This window comes from Marinimicrobium agarilyticum DSM 16975, assembly GCF_000423345.1.
GTDB classification, from domain to species: domain Bacteria; phylum Pseudomonadota; class Gammaproteobacteria; order Pseudomonadales; family Cellvibrionaceae; genus Marinimicrobium; species Marinimicrobium agarilyticum.
This window is the reverse complement of record NZ_KE384008.1, coordinates 643606-665272: the sequence shown is the minus strand read 5'-3', so window position 1 is coordinate 665272 and position 21667 is coordinate 643606. Positions and strand designations below refer to the sequence as shown.

The window sequence follows — 21667 nt, the reverse complement described above, 5'->3', positions numbered from 1 at the left end:
CACCTACCATTAGCCTAATTCACCACCCGTAGCTTCCCGGTATTCTGCTTCTGCCGCCAGACGGCGTCGGTGATCAACATGCTGGCTTTGTAATCGGTGGGGGCTTCCACCAGGAGCTGTTTGACGCGGTCGCACTGGTAGGAGTGGCAGGCTACGTCCAGTTCATCCAGCAGGTTTTTGGTTTCTTCCCAGCTCAGGTGATGCTCTTCGGCGCGCAAAATGCCCGGGTGCTGGGTGCCGGCGACGTTGCTGCCGATCAGCAGTTCCTCATAGAGTTTCTCGCCGGGGCGCAGGCCGGTGAATTCGACCGAGATGTCGCCGTTGGGGCGGTCGTCGTCTTTCACTTCCAGGCCCGAGAGGTGAATCATCCGGGTCGCCAGGTCCACGATTTTCACCGGCTCGCCCATATCCAGCACAAACACGTCGCCACCGGTGCCGATGGCGCCAGCCTGAATCACGAGCTTCGCCGCTTCCGGAATGGTCATGAAGTAGCGGACCATTTCCGGATGGGTGACGGTGACCGGGCCGCCGTTTTTGATCTGTTCCCGGAACAGGGGCACAACCGAGCCGGAGGAGCCCAGCACGTTGCCGAACCGGACCATGCTGAAGATGGTGTTGCTCTGGCGTTTGGCCAGGCCCTGAAGCACCAGTTCGGCCAGGCGCTTGGAGGCGCCCATGATGTTGGTTGGGCGTACCGCCTTGTCTGTGGATACCAGCACGAAGGACTCCACACCGGCGCGGATAGCGGCTTCGGCGGCATACCAAGTGCCGTACACGTTGTTGCGCACGCCCTCTACAATATTGTGCTCCACCAGCGGTACATGCTTGTAGGCAGCGGCGTGATACACGGTCTGAACGCCGAAACTGCGCATGATGGTCTCAACCCGGTGCTCTTTCTGGACGGAGCCCAGGATGCTGTACAGGTTGATATGGTTTTCCCGATAGGATGGGGTGTCCATCAGTTCGCGCTCGATCTGGTAGAGGCTGAACTCGTTCAGCTCGAACAGGACGATGGCTCGCGGCCGGTGCTGAATGATCTGGCGACAGAGTTCGCTGCCGATCGAGCCGCCGGCGCCGGTGACCATGACGACTTTGTCGGTAATGCAGGCGTTCATGAGTTCCGGTTGGGAGGTGACGGGGTCGCGACCCAGAAGGTCTTCAATTTCCACGTCCCGGATGTGCTCGATACGTGCCTTGCCACTGAGAATATCGGGAATGGCAGGCACCGTCTGGACCGAGATGGCCAATGACTCGAGTCGCTTGATCACCTGCGCCCGGCGGGAGTTGGGCGTGCTGCCCAGTGCCAGCAGGACTTTGCTGGCCCGATGGGTCCGAATCAGCGCCTCAATCATTGTGGGGCTGTAAACCTTGATATTGGCGATCACGGTTCCAGACAGAGCCGGATTATCGTCCACGAAAGCGACGGGCTTGTACTGGGAGCCCTGCAGGGCCAGGGTCAATTGGTGGCCGGTGTAGCCGGCGCCGTAGACGATAACCGGTTCTTTGCAGTCCACGCTACGGCGGCTGAGCATCATGATGACGCTGCGGACCATCAGGCGCGGGGCGCCGATCAGGAGCAGGGCGATGGTCAGGTAGATGAACGGTATGGAGCGGGGTAGCTTGGAGTTGGTGAGGAAGCTGGCGGTCGCCAGCACCAGCGCTGAGATGAAAACGCAGCCAACGATGGTCAGCATGGCCGGCGTGCTCATATAGCGAAGAATGGCCCGGTACATGCCCATGCGGATAAATACCGCGAGGCTCACCACCAGGGTAATGGCGATGACGGTAATGTCTTTGTCGAGAAACTGGGACTGGAAAGTGCCAAGACGGAGAAACGCGGCCATATAGAAGGCCGAAACAATGGCGATGGTGTCGTAAACTAGGGAGATAATGCGTTTGGTGGTCCGGGAGGACTCAAACAGGGCTTCCAGCATATACCTCAAACTCCTTAATGACCGAATCGTGCCCCTGGCCGTGTGTGCTCCTTCGTGGGGCATTAACTGGCGAAGTATAGCTTAGATAGCGGCCAATTGTTACGAAAACCTTACGATTTTTTGTTGGGAAATTGTAAAAGCAATTTCGGCGCCGTTAGGGGCGTCGGGTTTTTTGGTAGGTGGCGCTTCGCTTACCAACCCTACACCAGAAAACCAATTACGCGTAGGGTTGGTAAGGCGTCAGCCGCCACCTACCAGAACTGCCACCTACCAATTCTGTCTAACGCCGCACCAACCAACACTGGTGGATTTTTGGGTTGCGCTGGAAATCCTTATCAATCGTCTGCGCGGTGATGTCTTCCAACTGATATTCCGCCAAGGCGTCCCGATCCAACGAAAAACTCCGCAAGTTGGTGGAAAAAATCAACGTTCCTCCCTTCGCCAACGCTTTCATGGCGTCTTTGATGAGGACCACATGATCCCGCTGAATATCCAGCACGCCCGGCATTTTTTTCGAGTTTGAGAAGCTGGGCGGGTCCAGCAGGATCAGGTCGAATTCCTGGTTGTTGGTTTTGAGCCATGCCATGCAGTCCGCTTCTTCGAGCCGGTGCTTGGTGTCGCTCAGGCCGTTCATGGCGAGGTTGTTGCGCGCCCACTTGAGGTAGGTGGGGGACATATCCACGCTCAGGGTAAAACGCGCGCCGGCCAGGGCGGCGTGAACGCTGGCGGTGGCGGTGTAGCAGAACAGGTTGAGAAAGCGCTTGTTGGTGGCCATTTCGGCGATTTTCAGGCGCACAGGCCGATGATCGAGAAAGAGACCCGTGTCCAGGTACTGCCAGAGGTTGATCTGCAGGCGAGCCTGGCCTTCGGTCACAGTCAGCAGTTCGCCCTCAGGGCGCGCGCTCAGGCGCTCGTACTGGCTGCCTTCCTGGTGACTGTGGCGCCGGCGCTGCTTGTAGCTGACGTGTTCGGGCGCAATGCCCAGGGCGTGGGGCACGGCGGCTTTGATTTCGGCAAACCGCTGCTCGGCCCGGGCTTCATCCACGGATTTGGGGGCGGCGTATTCCTGCACGTGGGCGTACCGCTCGCCCTGGTCCGTGTGGTACAGGTCCACTGCGGCGCTGTATTCGGGCATGTCCGCGTCGTACAGACGGTAACAGTGAATATTCTGCTTTTTCGCCCATTTTCCCAGCTGTTTCAGGTTCTTTTGCAGGCGGTTGGCGAGCATCTGGGCGCCCTGGCTCAGGGCCTGGCCCGGTTCCGGTTCGTGGGCGAGGGGCTTGGGGGCGGCGTTGACGTAGGCGCTTTCCTCGACGGTGAACAGCAGCAGGTCCGTCGGTAGGGGGCCGTTGAACAGCTTGTAGCGCTTTTCGGCGCGCAGGCCCATCTGCTTGCCCAGTTCAGGGTTGCCGGTGAATATGCCGGCTTTCCAGCCCGGGAATTCGGTTTTCAGGCGTTCTCCCAGGTGCTGGTAGAGCAGCTTGAGGGATTCGACATCGCCCAGACGCTCGCCATAGGGCGGGTTGGTGATCACCAGGCCTGGTTCCAGCGTTTTGTGGGTGGGCTGTTTCAGAGTTGCCAGTTCCTTGCGGCTGACGCGTAGCCAGTCGTCCAGCTCGGCCTGAATGATGTTGTCTTCGGCGGCACGAATAACCGAGAGGTTGGCGTCGTAGCCGCGCACTTCCGGTTGGGGGCGGGCCAGGCCGGCGCGTTTGCGCTCGATGGCTTCCTGCCGCAGTTCCAGCCAGACGTCATTGCGGTGGCTCAGCCAGTGTTCGAACCCAAAGCGGGCCCGCCCCAAGCCGGGGGCAATGTCGGCGGCGATCATGGCCGCTTCCACCAGTAGGGTGCCGGAGCCACACATGGGGTCGATCAAGGCGCCACCCCGCGCGGCGATTTCAGGCCAGCCGGCCCGGATCAGGATACCCGCGGCGAGGTTTTCCTTCATGGGGGCGGTGCCTTGCTTGGTGCGATAGCCGCGTCGGTGCAGGCTCTCTCCGGAGAGGTCCAGGCTGATGGTGACCCGGCCTTTGTTCAGACGGGCGTTGATGCGCAGGTCCGGCTGTTGTTTGCTGACGGAGGGGCGCTCGCCGGTGATGTCCCGCAGGCGGTCGACGATGGCGTCTTTGATTTTGAGGGCGCCGAATTGGGTGTTACGGATGGCGCCGCTGGAGCCCAGAAAGTCCACCACCAGGGTGCTCTGGGGCCCGAGGTGCTCTTCCCAGGGGATGCTTCTGGCGCCGTTGTAGAGGCTGTTCTGGTCCCCGACCGGGAAATCGGCCAGCGGCAGCAGGATTTTGTTGGCGAGGCGGGACCAGAGGCAGGTGCGGTAGGCGAGGGCGATGTCACCGGAGAAAGCGACGCCAGCGACGGTTTCTTTGAGGTCCTCGGCCCCGAGTGCCTCCAGCTCCTGATAGAGCAGGCCTTCCAGGCCTTTTGGGCAGGTGGCGAACAGTGGAAGCGGTGCAGTCATGGTCAGGAGGGCCTATTTGTCAAACGCGTTAATAGAGCAATGTGCCATATAAGGGTAGCTGGCTATAAAAAAAGAATCGTTCACAGCCAGGGGAGTTTTTTGCTGTACTGAGGGCTCGCCTCTCTGGTATCCCGCACGACCGCGCCGATCCAGATGAGGAGTTAGCAGTACCTCCCCACGCATTGGCTTCAGGGCCCGCAGGCCCGGCGATGCGTTTTCCCTTAGACCGGCGGCACCCACCCGGGTGGCCGGTCTCGCAAGATTAACGGCTACATAGAGGTGCATCAAATATGAAACGTCAAAAGCGTAACCAATCAGCTCGCGCATTCGGCAAGGGCTATCAAGCCGGTATTTCGGGACGCTCCCGGAGCCTGTGCCCCCATGAGACAGGGAATGCCCGCCAGGAATGGCTTTCCGGCTGGCGCGAAGCACGCACGGACCAATGGGATGGTTACAACATGGCCGCTCAAGTTCAAAAATTGAGCAACCTCAACCATCATCCCTAGACGGGCCTTTTGACGATAACCATTTTTCTTGGCCAACATCTCCTCAAACTTGCCCACCCGTAAAAAGGTGGGCACTTTTTTGTGCAGGGATGCACTTACTGAAAATTGCTCCTGCATCTCCAGCACTTCCCCCATCCTTGGGGGGCGTATGCCGCGGAGCACAGGATGTGCGGGAGCGGTGCTTGTCTACCATAAAAAAAACGGCTTGGGCGCAATCGCTCAAGCCGTTTTTCGGTATTTGGTAGGACTACCCAGACTCGAACTGGGGACCTCTACCATGTCAAGGTAGCGCTCTAACCAACTGAGCTATAGTCCTATTTCGTTGAGGCGCGAACTTTACCAAAACTATGATTTTTTGCAAACCCTTTTTTTAGTGGCGGATGCGGGTTGGCGGATGCGCTTCGCTTATGCCGCCCTACGCGACCTGCCGTGCTCTCCGTAGGGCGGATAAGCGTCAAGCGCATCCGCCATTGCCACGGGCCACCATAGCCGAGGGGATGGAACTTGGTACCTATGCTATAGTCTTCCTAACATTCGTACTCAAAGAGGAGAACTCCATGCGTATCAACCGTTTGAGCAAAGCCATCGCCACTGGTCTGTGTGCGGGCCTGATTCTGCAAACCACCGCCTGTGGCACGGTGCTTTATCCCGAACGCAAGGGCCAGACCGGTGGTCAGCTTGACCCGGCGATTGTGGCGCTGGATGCGATCGGCCTGTTGTTCTTCTTCGTCCCCGGGGTCATCGCCTTTGCGGTGGACTTCTCCAACGGCACCATCTACCTGCCCGGTGGCAGCGCCCAGCTGACGGAAGAGCAAATGGACCGCGTCGCCCGTGAAGACGGCACTGTCGACCAGGAAGCTCTGGAGCAGGTGCTGCAAAACGAGCTGGACACCCCGGTCGACCTGAAAACCAGCGACCTGCGCGTGCGCAGCCTGCAGTCGGTCGAACAGGCCCGGGCGCTGATCGACAATCAGCCCACAACGCTGGCTGCCCTGTAATACCGTCAACATGAAACTGAAAAACCCCATTGCCGCCATCTGGGCCAGCGATGCCTCCCGCGGGCTGAAGATCATTGCCTACAGTCTGGTGGTGGTGTTTGCGACCTCGTTACCGTTTATCGCCTATGTGGCGTTTGGGCCCGAGGGTGGTAACCCGGTGGGGCTTGGGCTGCTGTTCGCCTGTGGGGCGATGGTGGCTCATGTGGGGTTTTTTGTGGGGCTGTCGATGTTGATTTGGGATCATTATTTTCGGAAGTGATTTTGAGCTTTTTTTGGTAGGTGCGCCTTAGGCTTACCAACCCTACACACGACCCGACCGCGTAGGGTACGGTAAGCGAAGCGCACCTACCATAAAGCCCTAGCGTTAGACCTTGGCTCGATCATTCACCTCGCCCACGTTTTTCAGCGTTCGGGGCAGCGCGTAGGGTTGGTAAGCCTAAGGCGCACCTACCAACAAAGCCTGCTTACTCCTCCCCCAAAAATCCCCCGGACTGATGCGACCACAGTTGCGCATATAAGCCACCCTCGGCGATCAACTGTGAATGCGTTCCCTGCTCCACAATTTTGCCTTCATCCAACACGATCAACCGGTCCAGAGCGGCGATGGTGGACAGGCGGTGGGCGATGGCGATCACGGTTTTGCCTTCCATCAACCGGCTCAGGTTGGACTGAATAATACTTTCCACTTCCGAATCCAGGGCTGAGGTGGCTTCGTCCATAATCAGGATGGGCGCGTCTTTTAGCAGCACCCGCGCAATGGCGATCCGTTGGCGCTGTCCGCCGGAGAGTTTGACCCCGCGCTCGCCCACGTGGGCGTCGTAGCCGGTTCGGCCCTCGGCATCGCTCAGCCCCAGAATGAACTCGTGAGCTTCGGCCTGTTTGGCAGCTTCGATCATCTGTTCTTCGGTGGCACCGGGTTTGCCGTAGAGCAGGTTGTCTCGCACGGAGCGGTGGAGCAGGGCGGTGTCCTGGGTGATCATGCCGATGGAGGCCCGCAGGGTTTCCTGCTGAACGGCGGAAATGTCCTGCCCGTCGATGCGGATCTCGCCTTTGTCGATGTCGTAAAAACGCAGGAGCAGGTTCACCAGGGTGGACTTGCCAGCGCCCGAGCGACCGACCAGACCAATTTTCTCGCCGGGCTTGATGGCGAGAGAGAAGTCTTCCAGTACGCCTTCGCCTTTGTGGTAGTGGAAGGTCACCCGATCAAAGTCGATTTCGCCGGCGCTGACGTTCATGACCGGGGCGTCGGGTTTGTCCCCCACATGGCGGGGGTGGGACAGGGTATTGATGCCGTCTTTGGCGGTGCCGATGTTTTCAAACAGGGTGGAGACTTCCCACATGATCCACTGTGACATGCCGTTCAGGCGCAGGATCAACCCCATGGCAGCGGCGATGGCGCCGACGGAAATGGCGTTGGCCTGCCAGAGCCAGATGGACAGGGCGCCGGTGCTGAAAATCAGCAGGGCGTTGATGCCCCAGACGCCGCTGTTGAGCAAGGTGGCCAGGCGCATCTGCGGGTAGACGGTATAAAGGAAGCGCTCCATGCCGTCGCGCGCGTAGTCGGATTCACGGCGCGAATGGGAAAAAAGCTTTACCGTGGCGATATTGGTGTAGGTATCGACAATGCGGCCGGTCATGTCCGCCCGGGCGTGGGCCTGGCGGGTGGCAACGGCGGAGAGCCGGGGCAGGAAGAAGCGCAGCAGGCCCGCGTAGGCCACAAACCACACGCCCAGGGGAATCATCAGCCGCAGGTCGAGGGTGCCGAGCAGCGCCAGCATGCTGGTGAAGTACACCAATACATAGACGGTGATATCCAGCATTTTCATGACGGTTTCCCGCACCGCCAGGGAGGTTTGCATGACTTTGGTGGCGATGCGCCCGGCGAATTCGTCCTGGAAGAATGCCACGCTCTGGCCCAGCAAGTAGCGGTGCGCCTGCCAGCGGATGATCATGGGGTAGTTGCCCAGCAGGGTCTGGTGGATCAACGTCGAGTGCAGAAAGACGGTGACCGGAATCGCAAAGAGCACGACGATGGCCATCAGCGTCAGTTCAGTGCCGCGCTCTGCCCACAGGGTGCCCGGGTCGTATTGGCCGAGCCAGTCCACCACCAGCCCCAGGAACTGGAACAGGGCCACTTCCATCACGGCAATCATCGCCGCCATGACGGCCATGGCGAGCAGAAAGGGGATGGCGCCTTTGGTATAGTGGCGGCAGAACGACACCAGGCTTTTGGGGGGTTGTTGCGGCTCTTCAACCGGAAAAGGTTTGAGCAGGCTTTCGAAAAAAGCGAACATAGGGGGTTTTTACAACTGGGGAATGGGGCGCGTAGTGTACAGCGTTTTGGTGTCGCGGGGCCAACGGGCTTTATTGGTAGGTGCGCTTCGCTTACCGTACCCTACGCGGTCTGATAACGCGTAGGGTAGGTAAGGCGTCAGCCGCCACCTACCAAAATGTATTTTGACGAGGACGCTTGATGAGAAAACTGTTAACGGTATTCGGCGCCGGTTCGCTCGGCGGTTTGGGTAACAGCCTGGTGGTCTGGCTGTTCGGGTTTTACGGCATCAGCCAATCCCTCGGGGTGAGCATCGCGCCGGGGCTCTCGGCCGACTGGCTTTACCCGCGGATTGTGTGGGGCGGCTTGTGGGGCTTTCTGTTTTTGCTGCCGGTATTGAATAACCGCCTGTGGGCGCAGACGTTTGTGCTCAGTCTGTTCCCGACGATGATTCAGTTGTTTTTGGTGTTTCCGTATAAAACGCCTTACGGCGTGGCGGGGTTGGAGTTGGGAACCCTGACGCCGTTGTTGGTGATTCTGTTTAATTGGGTGTGGGCGTTGGTAACAGCGATTGCGTTGCGGATGGGGCGGTAACCGCGGAGTTTATTGGTAGGTGGCGGCTGACGCCTTACCAACCCTACATGGTTGGGCAACGCATTGGGTGCGTCAACCGCGGTTGGGTAATGCACGGGGTGCGTCAACCGCGGTTGGGTAATGCACGGGGTGCGTCAACCGCGGTCGGGTAATGCATGGGGTGCGTCAACCGCGGTCGGGTAATGCATGGGGTGCGTCAACCGGGGTTGGGTAATGCATGGGGCGCGTCAACCGCGGTTGGGTAATGCACGGGGTGCGTCAACCGCGGTCGGGTAATGCACGGGGTGCGTCAACCGCGGTTGGGCAATGCATTGGGTGCGTCAACCGCGGTTGGGCGATGCGTAGGGTTGGTAAGCGAAGCGCCACCTACCAATCTTTGCTTACCATTACCCCGCCAACTTCCCGGCCCGGTAATCGTTGATCGCCTCTTCAATCTCATCCGAGGTATTCATCACAAAGGGCCCGTATTGCGCGATGGGTTCTTTGATCGGCTTGCCGGCCAAGACCAACACCCGTGCGCCATTGTCACCGGCGCGAAGAGTCAGTTGCTCGCCATCGCCGAGCAATCCGGCGGTGCCGTTTTCCACCTTGCGGGCGGGGTCGCCCACGGTCAGGTCGCCTTCGAATACATACAGGAAGGCATTCAGACCCTTGGCAATAGGCTGTTCAAAGGCGGCGCCGGCCGGTAGCTGCACATCCCAATAACGCGGCTCGGTGCTCAGCCCCTGAATGGGACCTACTACAGTTTTGCCGTCGACCTCGACTTGCCCCGCAATCACTTTCACTGTGCCGCCGTTTTCCAACGCTACTGACGGAATGTCGCTGGCCGGGATGTCCCGGTACTGAGCGGGCTTCATTTTCTCCGCCGCCGGCAGGTTCAGCCACATCTGAAAGCCATGCATCCGGCCCTCTTCCTGTTGCGGCATTTCCGAGTGGATGATGCCGCGACCGGCGGTCATCCATTGGACGTCACCGCTTCGCAGGTTGCCCTGGTTGCCCATGTGGTCTTCGTGCAGCATGTGGCCTTCGAGCATGTAGGTCACGGTCTCGAAACCCCGGTGCGGGTGCGAGGGGAAGCCGCCGATGTAATCGTCCGAGCTCTCGGAGTTGAACTCGTCGAGCATCAGGAACGGATCAAACCGGGCCTGTTGGCTTTGCCCCAGGCTGCGCCGGATGCGAACACCGGCTCCATCGCTGGTGCCGAGGGCGGGGATGATTCTGAGCAGTTGGCGTTGCATAAACACCTCCTAGGCTTCAATGGGGCCGCCTTATGCGGCCGCCAGTTCGGTAATGGTTTCCTGAGCCGCATCCAGCGCTTTCTTCTGGTTGTCGTCGCCCATGTTGAGTCCTTCGGCGTAGATGAAGCGGGTGTTGGTCAGCCCCAAAAACGCCAGAAAGGTATTCAGGTAGCCGGTCTGGGAATCTGCTTCGGTGCCCTGGTAGATGCCACCGCGGGCCGCGAAGATGTAGACCGGACGATCTTCCAGCAGGCCTTCCGGGCCGCTTGACGTGTATTTGAACGTTTCGCCGGAACGGGCGATGTGGTCAAAGTACGCCTTCAGGGTGGAGGGTACGCCGAAGTTGTACATGGGCACACCGAATACCACCACGTCGGCGCGGCGCAGTTCAGCAATCAGTTGGTCCGAGTACGCCACAATCTCCTGCTGGGTCGCGGAGCGTTTGTTCTCCGGGGTGATGAAGGCATGCAGGCGCTCGGCATCCAGATGCGGAATCGGGTGGCGGGCCAGGTCCCGAACGATCACTTTGCCGTCGGGGTTGTGTTCTTGCCAGCGCTTCACGAACTGGTTGCTGAGGCTGGTGGAGTGCCCGTTGTCGCCGGACAGACTGCTGTTGATCTGAAGTAGGGTAGCCATGTCGCATCTCCTTGGGAGTGTTTGCTGTGTATGGCTCTATTAAATGATTTGACGAGCGAATGATAAATAGCGATATTTAGCGCAGTTTGATCAAATTATTTGATGTATTGGATGGGGAGTGTCTGTGGAACCCAAAGTGAGTCTTGATCAGTGGCGTGCTTTTTTGGCGGTAATTGATGAGGGCGGCTACGCCAAGGCCGCGGAGCGCCTGGGCAAGAGCCAATCTGCCGTGTCCTATGCCATCAGCCAGCTGGAGACGGCACTGGGGGTTGCGGTGTTTGAGCTTCAGGGGCGCCGGGCGGTGCCGACGGCGGCGGGGGACGTGATGCACCGGCGCGCCCGGCATTTGCTGATGGAGGCCGAGAGCCTGGAAAACGCCGCCACTCAGCTGTCGGCCAAAGTCGAGCCTCTGGTGGCCCTGGCGGGGGACATTATCGTGCCCCCGGAGCAGGTGTTGGCCTGTATCGCTTCTTTTGCGCGCGAGTTTCCGGATACCCGGGTGGAGCTGTACGAGTCGGTCATGAGCGGTACGGAAGACGCGTTGGTACAGCACGATGTGGACCTGGCCATTGCCGGGCGGGTACCGGCGGGTTTTAACGGTGAGTACCTGATGTCGGTGACGTTTCGTGGCGTTACCAGCCCGGATCACCCGCTACAGCACTTGGGGCGTCCCGTCAGCTATGACGACCTGCGCCATTACCGCCAGTCGATCGTCCGGGATTCTGGGATACATCGGCGTTACAGCGAGGGTTGGCAGGAGGCGGAGCAGCGTTTGACGGTCAGCCATATCCGCACGTCACTGCAGGCGATTCGTCTGGGGCTCAGTTACGCCTGGTTGCCGGAGTCGTATTTAAAGGAAGACCTGGAAGCGGGGCGGTTGAAGCTGATTCCCATGGAAACGGAAAGTGAGCGGGTGCATGCCCTGTATCTGATATTTGCGGACCGGGAGTTGGCGGGGCCCGCGACGCGGCATCTGGCGGAGGTGTTGAAGTTGCAGTTGCCGCGGATGTAGGGAGGCATATTGTCAGGTGGCGCTTGCGCTTACCTGACCTACGGTTTCGACTATTGCGTAGGCTAGGTAAGCGGTAGCGCCACCTGGCAAATTGGGTTGCGCAATGCTCGCCTACTCGCCGGGCAAGCCACCCCGCGTCAACTTCTCCGGATTCAACAACCGCTCCAGCTCTTCCCGCCCTATGTCCGTCTCTTCGTCGGCCACATCAATGATGGGGCGCCCGTCGGCATAGGCCTTCTTGGCGATGGCGGCGGCTTTGTTGTAGCCGATGATGGGGTTGAGGGCGGTGACTAACACCGGGTTGCGGGCCAGGGCCTGTTGGAGGTTGTCTTCCCGCACCGTGAAGGTGGCGATCGCGCGTTCGGCCAGCACCTCACTGGAGTTCGCCATCAGCTTGATGCTGGACAACAGGTTGTGGGCGACCAGTGGCAACATGACGTTCAGCTCAAAGTTGCCGGATTGGCCGGCCACGGTAATGGTGGTGTCATTGCCCATTACCTGGGCGCAGGCCATGGCGACGGCCTCGGGAATCACCGGGTTGACCTTGCCGGGCATGATTGAGGAGCCCGGCTGCAGGGCTTCGAGCTCGATCTCACCCAGCCCCGCCAGGGGGCCTGAGTTCATCCAGCGCAGGTCGTTGGATATTTTCATCAGCGCAACCGCCAGGGTTTTGAGCTGCCCGGAGGTGGCGACGGCGACATCCTGGCTGCTCTGCAGTGCGAAGAAGTTGTCCGCGGCTGAACAGACCAGTCCGACGTTCTCGCTCAGTTGGCGGGCGAACAGGGGGGCGAAGTCCGGGTGGGCGTTGACGCCGGTGCCGACCGCTGTGCCTCCCTGGGGGAGGGTGCACAGCTGGTCCAAGGCCTGGTAGAGGCGGGCCTCACAGGCGGCCACCTGGCCGGCCCAGCCGCTGAGTTCCTGCCCGAGGGTAACGGGCATGGCGTCCATGAGATGGGTGCGGCCGGTTTTTACCACCGAGTCGAGCTCCCGGGCCCGGTTAACCAGGGTGGTGTGAAGGAACTTCAGCTCCGGCAGCAGATGGTTGTTCAGCGCGAGACCGGCGCTCAATTGAATCGCGGTGGGGATCACATCATTGCTGCTCTGGCTCATATTGACGTGGTCATTGGCGCCCACGGTTTGCCCGGAGCGCTCGCTGGCCAGGTGGGCCACCACCTCGTTGACGTTCATATTGGTGCTGGTGCCGGAGCCGGTTTGAAAGACATCCACCGGGAATTGGTTGTCATACCGGCCCTTGGCGACGTCGTCGCAGGCCTCGATAATCGCCTTGGCGATGGGTTGCTCCAGCAGGCCCAGCCCTGCGTTGGCTTGGGCAGCGGCTTTCTTGATGTGGGCGATGGCGTGAACGAACGCCGGGGGCAGGGTGGTGCCGCTGATGTGGAAGTTGTTCACGGCGCGTTGGGTCTGGGCGCCATACAGGGCGTCGGCGGGGACGCGAACCTCCCCCATGCTGTCGCGCTCAGTCCGATAATCGCTCATGCTGACTCTCCTTCTGACGGCGGCATCGCCGCTGAATGAATAGACTTCACTTTAAAGAAATAACGTTAAGAGTATTGGGTAACCACCTGAATTACCTGAGGGTAGTAGCTGCTACCAAAGAGGTTCAAGTGGTTGAGCAGGTGGTACAGGTTGTACAGTGAGGTACGATCCCGCCACCCGGGCTCCAGCGGATTCACTGCCAGATAGTGCTCGTAGAACTCGGGGGCGAAGCCGCCGAACAGGCGCGTCATGGCGATTTCCGCTTCCGCCCAGCCCCAGTGGGTGGCGGGGTCAATCAGTACCGGGTGGCCTTGCTCGTCGCCGTGAATATTGCCGCCCCAGAGGTCGCCGTGTATCAGCGCTGGTGGCTGCTCGGGAAGGAGCGTCGGCAGGCGGGTACACAGCCGCTCCAGGGCATCGAGTTCACGGCTGTCCAGGTGCCCCTGTTCGTGGGCCAGGCGGCCCTGATACATCAGCCGGTGTTCGGCAAAGAACTCGTGACCGCTCGGGGTTTCGGGGTTGGGTTGGGGCGTGCGACCGCAGTAGTTATCAATGCTGAAACCGAAGGTGGGCGCCGGCAGCTGGTGCATTCGGGCCAGGCCCTCACCCAACCGTTGCCAGTAGTCGTTCGCCCGGCGTGCCGGGGCGATGTACTCCATGGCGATAAAGTGCTCCTGAGCCTCGTACACCTCCGGTACCCGCAGAGTGTCGGTGTCGCGAAGGGCGGCGAGCCCCGTCGCCTCCGCGATGAAAAAGTCTCTGGGGGCGGAGTCCTGCTGTTTGACGCACAGCTCCCGCCCATCGGTGGTGATCAGACGGGTGGTGTCGCAAATATCGCCGCCCGAGAGCCGCTCAAAGCGGGCGATGTCAGTGTTCAGGTCGTTCTGCAGCCAATGCCTGATGTCATCCATAGCGGGGTTATCTGCCGTATCAGTGAGCGAATTCGTGTGTCTGTGTAAATCGGTGTAAGTGTCCGGTACCGTCGCGGTTTCCCAGGCGTTACAATCGCGGGCTCGCCCTCTTTCCTGTCACCGATCAAAAGGCGTCTCCATGTCCAAGAAGTTTGTGGTACAGAGCGATTATCAACCCGCGGGCGACCAGCCCAAGGCGATCGCGGGCCTGGTTAAAGGCATCGACGCCGGTCTGGCGCACCAGACCCTGCTCGGGGTGACCGGTTCCGGTAAGACCTTCACCATGGCCAACGTCATTGCCGAGTGCCAGCGGCCTACGTTGATTATGGCACACAACAAGACGCTCGCCGCCCAGCTTTACGGGGAGTTCAAGGACTTTTTCCCCAATAACGCGGTGGAGTACTTCGTCTCTTACTACGATTACTACCAGCCCGAGGCCTATGTGCCGTCGTCCGATACCTTTATCGAGAAAGACGCCTCGGTGAACGAGCATATCGAACAGATGCGGCTCTCGGCTACCAAGGCGCTGATGGAGCGCAAGGATGCCATTGTGGTTGCCACCGTGTCGGCGATCTACGGTCTGGGCGACCCGGACTCCTACCTGAAAATGTTGTTGCACCTTGTGCGCGGGGATCAGGTGGACCAGCGCCATATTCTGCGGCGGCTGGCGGAGCTGCAGTACACCCGCAACGATATGGACTTCCAGCGTGGCACCTATCGGGTGCGCGGCGATGTGATCGATATTTTCCCAGCGGACTCGGAGTACGAGGCCATCCGCGTGGAATTGTTTGACGATGAGGTGGAGCAGCTCTCCATTTTCGATCCGCTCACCGGGGAAATGCGGGGCAAAGTGGCGCGGGCGACCATTTATCCCAAGTCCCATTATGTCACGCCCCGTAGCCGGGTACTGGAAGCCATTGATCAGATCAAGGAAGAGCTGGACGAACGCCTCAAGCAGCTTCGGGATAACAACAAACTGGTGGAAGCCCAGCGCCTGGAACAGCGCACTCGTTATGATGTGGAGATGATGCAGGAGCTGGGTTACTGCAACGGCGTGGAGAACTATTCCCGCTACCTGTCGGGGCGCGACCCGGGCATGGCGCCGCCGACCCTATTCGACTATTTACCCGCCGAAGCGCTGCTGATTGTCGATGAGTCTCACGCGACCATTCCCCAGATAGGAGCCATGTACAAAGGCGATCGCTCGCGCAAAGAAACCCTGGTGGAATACGGCTTCCGTCTGCCGTCGGCACTGGATAACCGGCCGCTGCGCTTTGAAGAGTGGGAGCGGCTGGCGCCCCAGATGATTTTCGTCTCCGCCACGCCGGGACCTTATGAAGCCGAACACGCCGGCCAGACCCTGGAGCAGGTGGTTCGCCCCACCGGCCTGGTGGATCCGGAGCTGGAGGTTCGACCGGCTTCCACTCAGGTGGACGACGCTTTGTCGGAAATCCGGCTGCGGGTTGAGCGCGACGAACGCATTCTGCTGACCGTGCTCACCAAACGCATGGCGGAAGATCTGACCGAGTACCTCGCCGAGCACGGGGTGCGGGTGCGCTACCTGCATTCCGACATCGATACCGTGGAGCGGGTAGAGATCATTCGCGACCTGCGCTTGGGTGAGTTCGATGTGCTGGTCGGCATCAACCTGCTGCGGGAGGGGCTGGATATGCCCGAGGTGTCCCTGGTGGCGATTCTGGACGCGGACAAAGAGGGCTTCCTGCGCTCGGAGCGCTCCCTGATTCAGACCATTGGCCGGGCCGCCCGCAACCTGCACGGCAAGGCGATTCTGTACGGGGACCGGGTAACCGGCTCCATGCAGCGGGCCATTGATGAGACCGAGCGCCGCCGCGCCAAACAGATGGCTCACAACGAAGAGCACGGCATCACCCCCATTGGCATTCGCAAGAGCGTGGCCGACATCATGGAGGCCGGCCCCGTGCCGGGCTCCGGCTTGCGGGGGCAGCGCAAGGCCTCGGTGGCCGAGAAAAAAGCAAAATACGAAGTCGAGCAGGAGGGCGACGTCTTGAAAGCCGTGGCCAAGCTCGAGCAGGCCATGTACCAGGCCGCGAAGGACCTGGAGTTCGAGGAGGCCGCTCGCCTGCGGGATCAGATCGAAAAGCTGAAGCATCGGGTTGCGTAAATGGGCAACCAACCGTCTTTGTTCGATGAACAGGCAACCGATGAGCCGGAAGTGCTGATTCGAGACGATGGTGATGTACGCCTCTATCGCCATTGGTTATCAGGCGAGGAGAGTCGGGCGTTATTTTACCAGTTGGAGCAAGAGCTGGCGTGGCAACAGACGCATATTCAGATGCACGGCCGTCGACTTCCCGTGCCCAGGCTGGATGTCTGGTACGGTGATGCCGGTCATCGGTATCGGTACTCTGGCGTCAGATTCGACCCTCGACCCTGGAGCCGGACGTTGTTAACGTTAAAACAAGCGCTGGAGGTCAGACAGGGCTTGACCTTTAACAGCGTCTTGGCCAATCTTTACAGAAGTGGCCGAGACAGCGTGGCCTGGCACAGTGACGATGAGCCCGAGCTGGGGCGAAACCCGGTGATAGCGTCCATCAGTCTCGGTGCCGAGCGGCGCTTTGCGCTTCGCCACAAAACCCGAAAGGATCTACCGTCGGTGCGTCTGGACCTGCCCGATGGCTCACTTCTTGTTATGGCCGGGGCTACCCAGCATCACTGGGAGCACGAATTGGCGAAAACCGCTCGTGCCGTTGGGCCCAGAATCAATCTGACTTTTCGAACGGTGTTCGAGACAGGCCCTTCGGGTTTATAATGTAACGGATGTAAACGATTTGCAGTCTCAGAGGGATCGGGCGTGTGACCGGTTCCTCCACGCCCCAGTTTTGCCACTGACCGCCAGTGGCAGGAACCGACCAGACGTTTTCAGGCAAGGCGTTCATAACAACAACCGATCGTCAGGCAACGCAGTATTTGGGGGCAAAGTTGACTAAAATTTTAGTAGTGGACGACCACGATCTGGTGCGTATGGGTATTGTCCGTATGCTCGCGGATGTGGCCGGCTTCGAAGTGGTGGGCGACGCCAAAAGTGGCGAGGAGGCTGTCTCCAAAGCCCGGGAGCTACTGCCGGACGTGGTCCTTATGGACGTTAAAATGCCCGGTATGGGGGGGCTGGAAGCCACCCGTAAGCTGCGCCAGGTGAATCCCGACGTTAAAATCATCGCGGTAACCGCCTGCGATGACAGTCTTTATCCCACCCGTCTGATGCAGGCCGGCGCCGTCGGTTATGTCACCAAAGGGGCGGAGTTTACCGAGATCACCGACGCCATCCGCAAAGTCATTCGCGGTGATCTCTACATGAGCAACAGCATTGCCCAGCAACTGGCCCTGAAGAACTTCTCCGGTGATGGGGAGAAAACCTCTCCGTTTGAGCGTTTGTCCCAGCGGGAGTTGCAGACGGCCATGCTGATTGCCAATGGCCAGAAAGTGCAGGACATCGCCGATATTTTCTGCGTCAGCCCCAAGACCGTGAACAGTTACCGGTACCGGATCTTCGAGAAGCTCGATATCAACAGTGATGTGGAGTTGACCTTGTTGGCGGTGAAGCATAATTTCCTGGATCCGGAGGCGGTGGTTTAAGGGGAGTTATTTGTCAGGTGGCGCTTGCGCTTACCTGACCTACGCGGTCGGCAAAAAACGTAGGTTAGGTAAGCGGAGCGCCACCTAACAAACCCCCTCCGACGCAACTCCCAATCTGTTATCCTCCCCACCCATGACCACGCCAGAAGTTTTTGACCATAAACGCTTTCTCTCCAACACCACTCAGCAGCCCGGCATCTACCAGATGTACGACGCCGAGGGGGAGCTGTTGTATGTGGGGAAAGCCAAAAACCTGAAAAAACGCCTGGCGAGTTACTTTCGCCCGACCGGGCTCTCGCCCAAAACCCACGCCCTGGTCGCGAAAATTCAGCAGGTGGACGTCACGGTCACGTCCACGGAAACCGAGGCGCTGATTCTTGAGCAGAATCTGATCAAGTCACACCGCCCGCCGTACAATATTCTGTTGCGGGACGATAAGTCCTATCCCTATATTTTTCTCTCCAGTGGAGAGACCTTTCCGCGAATCAGTTTTCACCGTGGCTCCAAGAAAAAGCGGGGCGATTACTTCGGGCCTTACCCCAATGTCGGTGCGGTGCGGGACAGCCTGAATTTTCTGCAGAAAACCTTTCAGGTACGCCAGTGTGAAGACAGTGTGTTCCGGAACCGCTCCCGGCCCTGTCTCCAGTACCAGATCAAACGCTGCACGGCGCCCTGCGTCGATTACATCAGCCCGGACGATTACGCCGAAGATGTTCGCCACACCAAAATGTTTCTAACGGGCCAGAGCGATGCCCTGATGAAAGAGTTGGCGGACCAGATGGAAACCGCTTCCCTGTCGCTGGAGTTTGAGCGGGCGGCCGCGCTGCGGGATCAGATTACTGCGCTGCGCTCCATTCAGTCTCAGAACCTGATCGAGGAGGGGCGGGGCGACCTGGATGTGGTGGCCGCTGTGCTTCAGGCCGGGTTGATCTGCGTTCATGTGCTGTTTGTCCGGCAAGGGCGCATTCTGGGCAGTCGGAGTTTTTACCCTCAGGCGAACCTGGCGGATTCCGAAACCGAGGTGTTGGGGGAGTTTCTGCCCCAGTTTTACCTGGCGAGCGAAGGCCGGGAAATTCCCCGGGAGATTGTCACCAGTCATCCGATGGAGGACGCCGAGCTATTATCGCAGGCGCTGCGGGAAGCGTCGGGCCGGCAGGTGGTGGTGACCGATAAGGTGCGCACTCATCGCTCCCAGTGGGTGCAGATGGCTGTGACGGCGGCCCAGCAGAACCTGACCAGCCGGGTGAACAGCCGCAAAAACAGCATGGACCGGTTTCTGGCACTGCAGGATGCCCTGGGGCTGGATGAGATGCCCCAGCGGCTCGAGTGTTTTGATATCAGCCACAGCAGCGGCGAGCTGACTCAGGCGTCGTGTGTGGTGTTCGATACCAATGGCCCACTGAAGTCTGATTACCGCCGCTTCAATATAGACGGCATTACCCCCGGGGACGATTACGCTGCGATGGAGCAGGCCCTGCAGCGCCGCTATACCCGGTTGCAGAAAGGCGAGGGTAAGCTGCCGGATATTTTGATCATTGATGGCGGCAAGGGGCAGTTGAGCACGGCTCATGCGGTGTTGGCCGAGCTGGGTGTGAATAACGTGCCGCTGCTGGGTGTGGCCAAGGGCACGACGCGCAAGGCGGGGTTTGAAACGCTGTTCTGGGCCGAGACCGGGGATGAGATTGTGATGTCCAGTGATTCTCCGGCGTTGCATCTCCTGCAGCATATTCGCGATGAGGCTCACCGCTTTGCGATTACCGGCCACCGCCAGCGCCGGGATAAGAAGCGCCGCACGTCGAGTCTGGAGGGTGTGCCGGGTATCGGTGCCGGTCGGCGCCGGGAGTTGTTGCGCCATTTCGGGGGTTTGCAGGAGGTGCAGAAGGCGAGCGCGGCGGATATCGCCAAGGTGCCGGGCATCAGTAAACGGTTAGCGGAAGAGATTTACGGGCATTTTCATGATGGGTAGGGGCATGGTGGGCGGACGAGTTATTTTGGTAGGTGGCGCTTCGCTTACCAACCCTACAAAAAACGTCGAGGCCGCTAACCGCGTAGGGTAGGTAAGCGCAGCGCCACCTACCAAAAAGAGCTGAAATATGGTGCCGGGAGCGGGACTTGAACCCGCACGACCTTTCGGTCCCAAGATTTTAAGTCTTGTGTGTCTACCAATTTCACCATCCCGGCATAGGGAGGGAGTACCTGGGGCGTGATGGCAGAGCCCCACGCTTTAGCAGTGCTTCGCACTGCCTTCTGTGGCCGTTCCCGGACATCCTGTCCTCCACGGCACTAGTACATCCTGTACGTCGTCTACCAATTTCACCACCCGGGCTATAACTGGGTGAGGCTGTTGCGCAGAAAGGAAAATTGGAGGCGCGAGCCGGAGTCGAACCGGCCTAACCGGATTTGCAATCCGGGGCATAACCGCTTTGCTATCGCGCCTTGCGTGAAGAGGGCGGAATTCTAAAGGAATCGGAAAAAAAATCCTAGGGGTTTCCGAGACTTATCCGCAAATTCTTGAAATTGCTCGCTTTTCAGTCAACGTCAGACGACGGCTCGGCCGAGGTCTTCATGAAAGGGGCGGCGGCTTTGAGGTACAGGATCATGGACCATAGGGTCAGCAGTGCCGCGCTGTAGAGGGTGATGTAGCCCACCCACTCGAAAAAGGCGAAGGGCAGGTCGGCCAGCAGGACGATCAGGGCGGTCATCTGTAGGGTGGTTTTGATCTTGCCGATGTAGGACACCGCGACACTGGCCCGTTGGCCCAGCTCGGCCATCCATTCCCGCAGGGCGGAGATGACGATCTCGCGGCCCACAATCACAATGGCCGGGGCGGTGAACCAGGGGCTGTTGTGCAGCTCAACCAAGAGCACCAGCGCGATCACCACCATCAGTTTGTCGGCCACCGGGTCCAGAAAGGCACCGAAGGGGGTGCTCTGATCGTACTTGCGGGCGACATAGCCGTCGGCCCAGTCGGTGATGGCAGCGACACTGAAAATCAGCGCCGAGACGAAATGGGCCCAAGCGAACGGCAAGTAAAAGACCACCACAAACAGCGGAATCAGAACAATGCGGATCAGGGTCAGTTGGTTTGCCAGGGTCATGGGGTGAATCGGTCTCTGGTTCGCTACGTTGGGCGAATCATACAGCCGCAGACGCACACTGGCCAGCCCGCTGTAGGCAATCAATAAAGGAAGGGGGGAGGAGAGCGCCGCAGCCAGCCGGGGCCGGTTCGGCGCGGCGAGTCAGCCCGAGGGGATGGCCCGGTCCAGGGCGCCCACGTCCAGGAAGGGAGAGGCGTCAATGTCTTTGGCATCCATCATTTCAGCGACGCGCTGCAATGCGGCGATGATCATGCCCTGTTCCCATTCATCCAATTCGCGGAAGCGGCGCACAAAATTGTCCTGTAGGGCGGTCGGGGCGGTGGAGAGAATTTTTCGGCCGTGGTCGGTCAGGCGCGGGTGAACCTTACGCTTGTCGGTGTCCGAGCGCACCCGCTCAACCAACTCGCGTTTTTGCAACCGGTCGAGGATGGTAGTGACCGTGGCCTGGCTCAGGCTCATATCGCGCGCCAGGTCACTGATGGTCATGTCGCCCTTGGCGTTGACGATCTGCAGCAACAGCAGCTGGGGGCCGGTGACGCTGGCGGTCTTGACGAGCTTCTTGGAGTGCAGATCAGTCGCCCGGATTACCCGGCGCAGGGCCACCAGCACTTCCTCGATTTTGTCCGAGGTGCTCATGGTTTTGAGTGCGCTCAGGTTATGTTCGGCCCGCGAGGCCAGTCCGTGGGGCAGATGCGGTTCGTCTTTGGTCATGCCGGTTCCTCCGAGGATCGGGTGGACTCATCATTTCGCTTAGTGTACTATACATTTTTCTTTAGTTCTCTAATTAATTTGCTGGCGCCGGGGTACGGGCGACTTCGAGAGCGTTTTGCTGAAGAAATCGAGCAATTTGGGGAGGCAAACCTTGAATTTTCCACGGTTTGCA

Annotated in this window: 18 protein-coding genes and 3 tRNA genes; 9 read left to right on the top strand and 12 right to left on the bottom strand. The window is 59.6% G+C overall.

The features are described 5' to 3' along the window. Positions 1-14 precede the first annotated feature (14 nt). Both G547_RS0118905 and rlmKL read right to left on the bottom strand, forming a co-directional pair. Positions 15-1934 (bottom strand): polysaccharide biosynthesis protein, encoded by a 1920-nt coding sequence (locus G547_RS0118905; protein WP_027331166.1) that lies wholly within the window; start codon positions 1932-1934, stop codon positions 15-17. Between the two features lie 280 nt (positions 1935-2214). After that, a complete protein-coding gene (gene rlmKL / locus G547_RS0118900; RefSeq protein WP_027331165.1) occupies positions 2215-4407 on the bottom strand; it encodes a bifunctional 23S rRNA (guanine(2069)-N(7))-methyltransferase RlmK/23S rRNA (guanine(2445)-N(2))-methyltransferase RlmL in 2193 nt (730 codons plus the stop codon). 290 nt (positions 4408-4697) lie between these two features. On the opposite strand from rlmKL, the gene rmf reads away from it, so the two are divergent. Continuing rightward, the gene (gene rmf, locus G547_RS23245; RefSeq protein WP_084646226.1) at positions 4698-4913 is read left to right on the top strand and encodes a ribosome modulation factor; all 216 of its coding nucleotides are present in this window, start codon (positions 4698-4700) and stop codon (positions 4911-4913) included. 239 nt (positions 4914-5152) lie between these two features. On the opposite strand, the gene G547_RS0118885 is transcribed toward rmf, so the two are convergent. Further along, positions 5153-5229 (bottom strand) — tRNA-Val (locus G547_RS0118885). A 241-nt stretch (positions 5230-5470) separates the two neighbouring features. Here G547_RS0118885 and G547_RS0118880 point away from each other — a divergent pair. Together G547_RS0118880 and G547_RS0118875 are read left to right on the top strand one after the other, a co-directional pair. Next, positions 5471-5911 (top strand): hypothetical protein, encoded by a 441-nt coding sequence (locus G547_RS0118880; protein WP_027331162.1) that lies wholly within the window; start codon positions 5471-5473, stop codon positions 5909-5911. Positions 5912-5921: 10 nt separating this feature from the next. Continuing rightward, positions 5922-6170: a hypothetical protein gene (locus G547_RS0118875; RefSeq protein ID WP_036189379.1), complete on the top strand. Its 249-nt coding sequence runs from the start codon at positions 5922-5924 to the stop codon at positions 6168-6170. 205 nt (positions 6171-6375) lie between these two features. Here the strand turns inward: G547_RS0118875 and G547_RS0118870 are convergent, their stop codons facing one another. Then, positions 6376-8205 (bottom strand): ABC transporter ATP-binding protein, encoded by a 1830-nt coding sequence (locus G547_RS0118870; RefSeq protein ID WP_027331160.1) that lies wholly within the window; start codon positions 8203-8205, stop codon positions 6376-6378. Between the two features lie 179 nt (positions 8206-8384). On the opposite strand from G547_RS0118870, the gene G547_RS0118865 reads away from it, so the two are divergent. After that, the gene (locus G547_RS0118865; RefSeq protein ID WP_027331159.1) at positions 8385-8777 is read left to right on the top strand and encodes a hypothetical protein; all 393 of its coding nucleotides are present in this window, start codon (positions 8385-8387) and stop codon (positions 8775-8777) included. Positions 8778-9163: 386 nt separating this feature from the next. Here G547_RS0118865 and G547_RS0118860 read toward each other — a convergent pair whose 3' ends face one another. After that, complete coding sequence (locus G547_RS0118860) at positions 9164-10015, bottom strand: pirin family protein (protein ID WP_027331158.1); 852 nt, start codon at positions 10013-10015, stop codon at positions 9164-9166. Positions 10016-10045: 30 nt separating this feature from the next. Beyond that, on the bottom strand, positions 10046-10651 hold the full coding sequence (locus G547_RS0118855) for an FMN-dependent NADH-azoreductase (protein WP_027331157.1): 606 nt from the start codon (positions 10649-10651) through the stop codon (positions 10046-10048). A gap of 124 nt (positions 10652-10775) precedes the next feature. On the opposite strand from G547_RS0118855, the gene G547_RS0118850 reads away from it, so the two are divergent. Then, positions 10776-11663 carry a LysR family transcriptional regulator gene (locus tag G547_RS0118850; protein ID WP_245573515.1) on the top strand — a complete coding sequence of 296 codons (888 nt, stop codon included), beginning with the start codon at positions 10776-10778 and terminating at the stop codon, positions 11661-11663. Positions 11664-11774: 111 nt separating this feature from the next. Here G547_RS0118850 and G547_RS0118845 read toward each other — a convergent pair whose 3' ends face one another. Continuing rightward, positions 11775-13160 carry a class II fumarate hydratase gene (locus G547_RS0118845; protein ID WP_027331155.1) on the bottom strand — a complete coding sequence of 462 codons (1386 nt, stop codon included), beginning with the start codon at positions 13158-13160 and terminating at the stop codon, positions 11775-11777. Between the two features lie 65 nt (positions 13161-13225). Continuing rightward, complete coding sequence (locus G547_RS22320; RefSeq protein WP_051235729.1) at positions 13226-14071, bottom strand: fructosamine kinase family protein; 846 nt, start codon at positions 14069-14071, stop codon at positions 13226-13228. Positions 14072-14210: 139 nt separating this feature from the next. Between G547_RS22320 and uvrB the strand changes: the two genes are divergently transcribed. From uvrB to uvrC, 4 genes are all read left to right on the top strand, one after another. Continuing rightward, on the top strand, positions 14211-16214 hold the full coding sequence (uvrB, locus tag G547_RS0118835) for an excinuclease ABC subunit UvrB (RefSeq protein WP_027331154.1): 2004 nt from the start codon (positions 14211-14213) through the stop codon (positions 16212-16214). Further along, the gene (locus tag G547_RS0118830; RefSeq protein ID WP_027331153.1) at positions 16215-16862 is read left to right on the top strand and encodes an alpha-ketoglutarate-dependent dioxygenase AlkB family protein; all 648 of its coding nucleotides are present in this window, start codon (positions 16215-16217) and stop codon (positions 16860-16862) included. Positions 16863-17032: 170 nt separating this feature from the next. After that, positions 17033-17686, top strand: coding sequence for a response regulator (locus G547_RS0118825; protein WP_027331152.1), 654 nt, complete (start codon positions 17033-17035; stop codon positions 17684-17686). Between the two features lie 133 nt (positions 17687-17819). Continuing rightward, positions 17820-19652 (top strand): excinuclease ABC subunit UvrC, encoded by a 1833-nt coding sequence (gene uvrC, locus G547_RS0118820; protein ID WP_027331151.1) that lies wholly within the window; start codon positions 17820-17822, stop codon positions 19650-19652. A 128-nt stretch (positions 19653-19780) separates the two neighbouring features. On the opposite strand, the gene G547_RS0118815 is transcribed toward uvrC, so the two are convergent. From G547_RS0118815 to G547_RS0118800, 4 genes are all read right to left on the bottom strand, one after another. After that, positions 19781-19867 (bottom strand) — tRNA-Leu (locus tag G547_RS0118815). A gap of 181 nt (positions 19868-20048) precedes the next feature. Beyond that, positions 20049-20122: transfer RNA gene (locus G547_RS0118810), tRNA-Cys, on the bottom strand. A gap of 92 nt (positions 20123-20214) precedes the next feature. Beyond that, positions 20215-20784 (bottom strand): CDP-diacylglycerol--glycerol-3-phosphate 3-phosphatidyltransferase, encoded by a 570-nt coding sequence (gene pgsA / locus G547_RS0118805; protein ID WP_027331150.1) that lies wholly within the window; start codon positions 20782-20784, stop codon positions 20215-20217. Between the two features lie 141 nt (positions 20785-20925). Then, positions 20926-21420: a MarR family winged helix-turn-helix transcriptional regulator gene (locus G547_RS0118800; protein ID WP_036189647.1), complete on the bottom strand. Its 495-nt coding sequence runs from the start codon at positions 21418-21420 to the stop codon at positions 20926-20928. Positions 21421-21667: the final 247 nt, after the last annotated feature.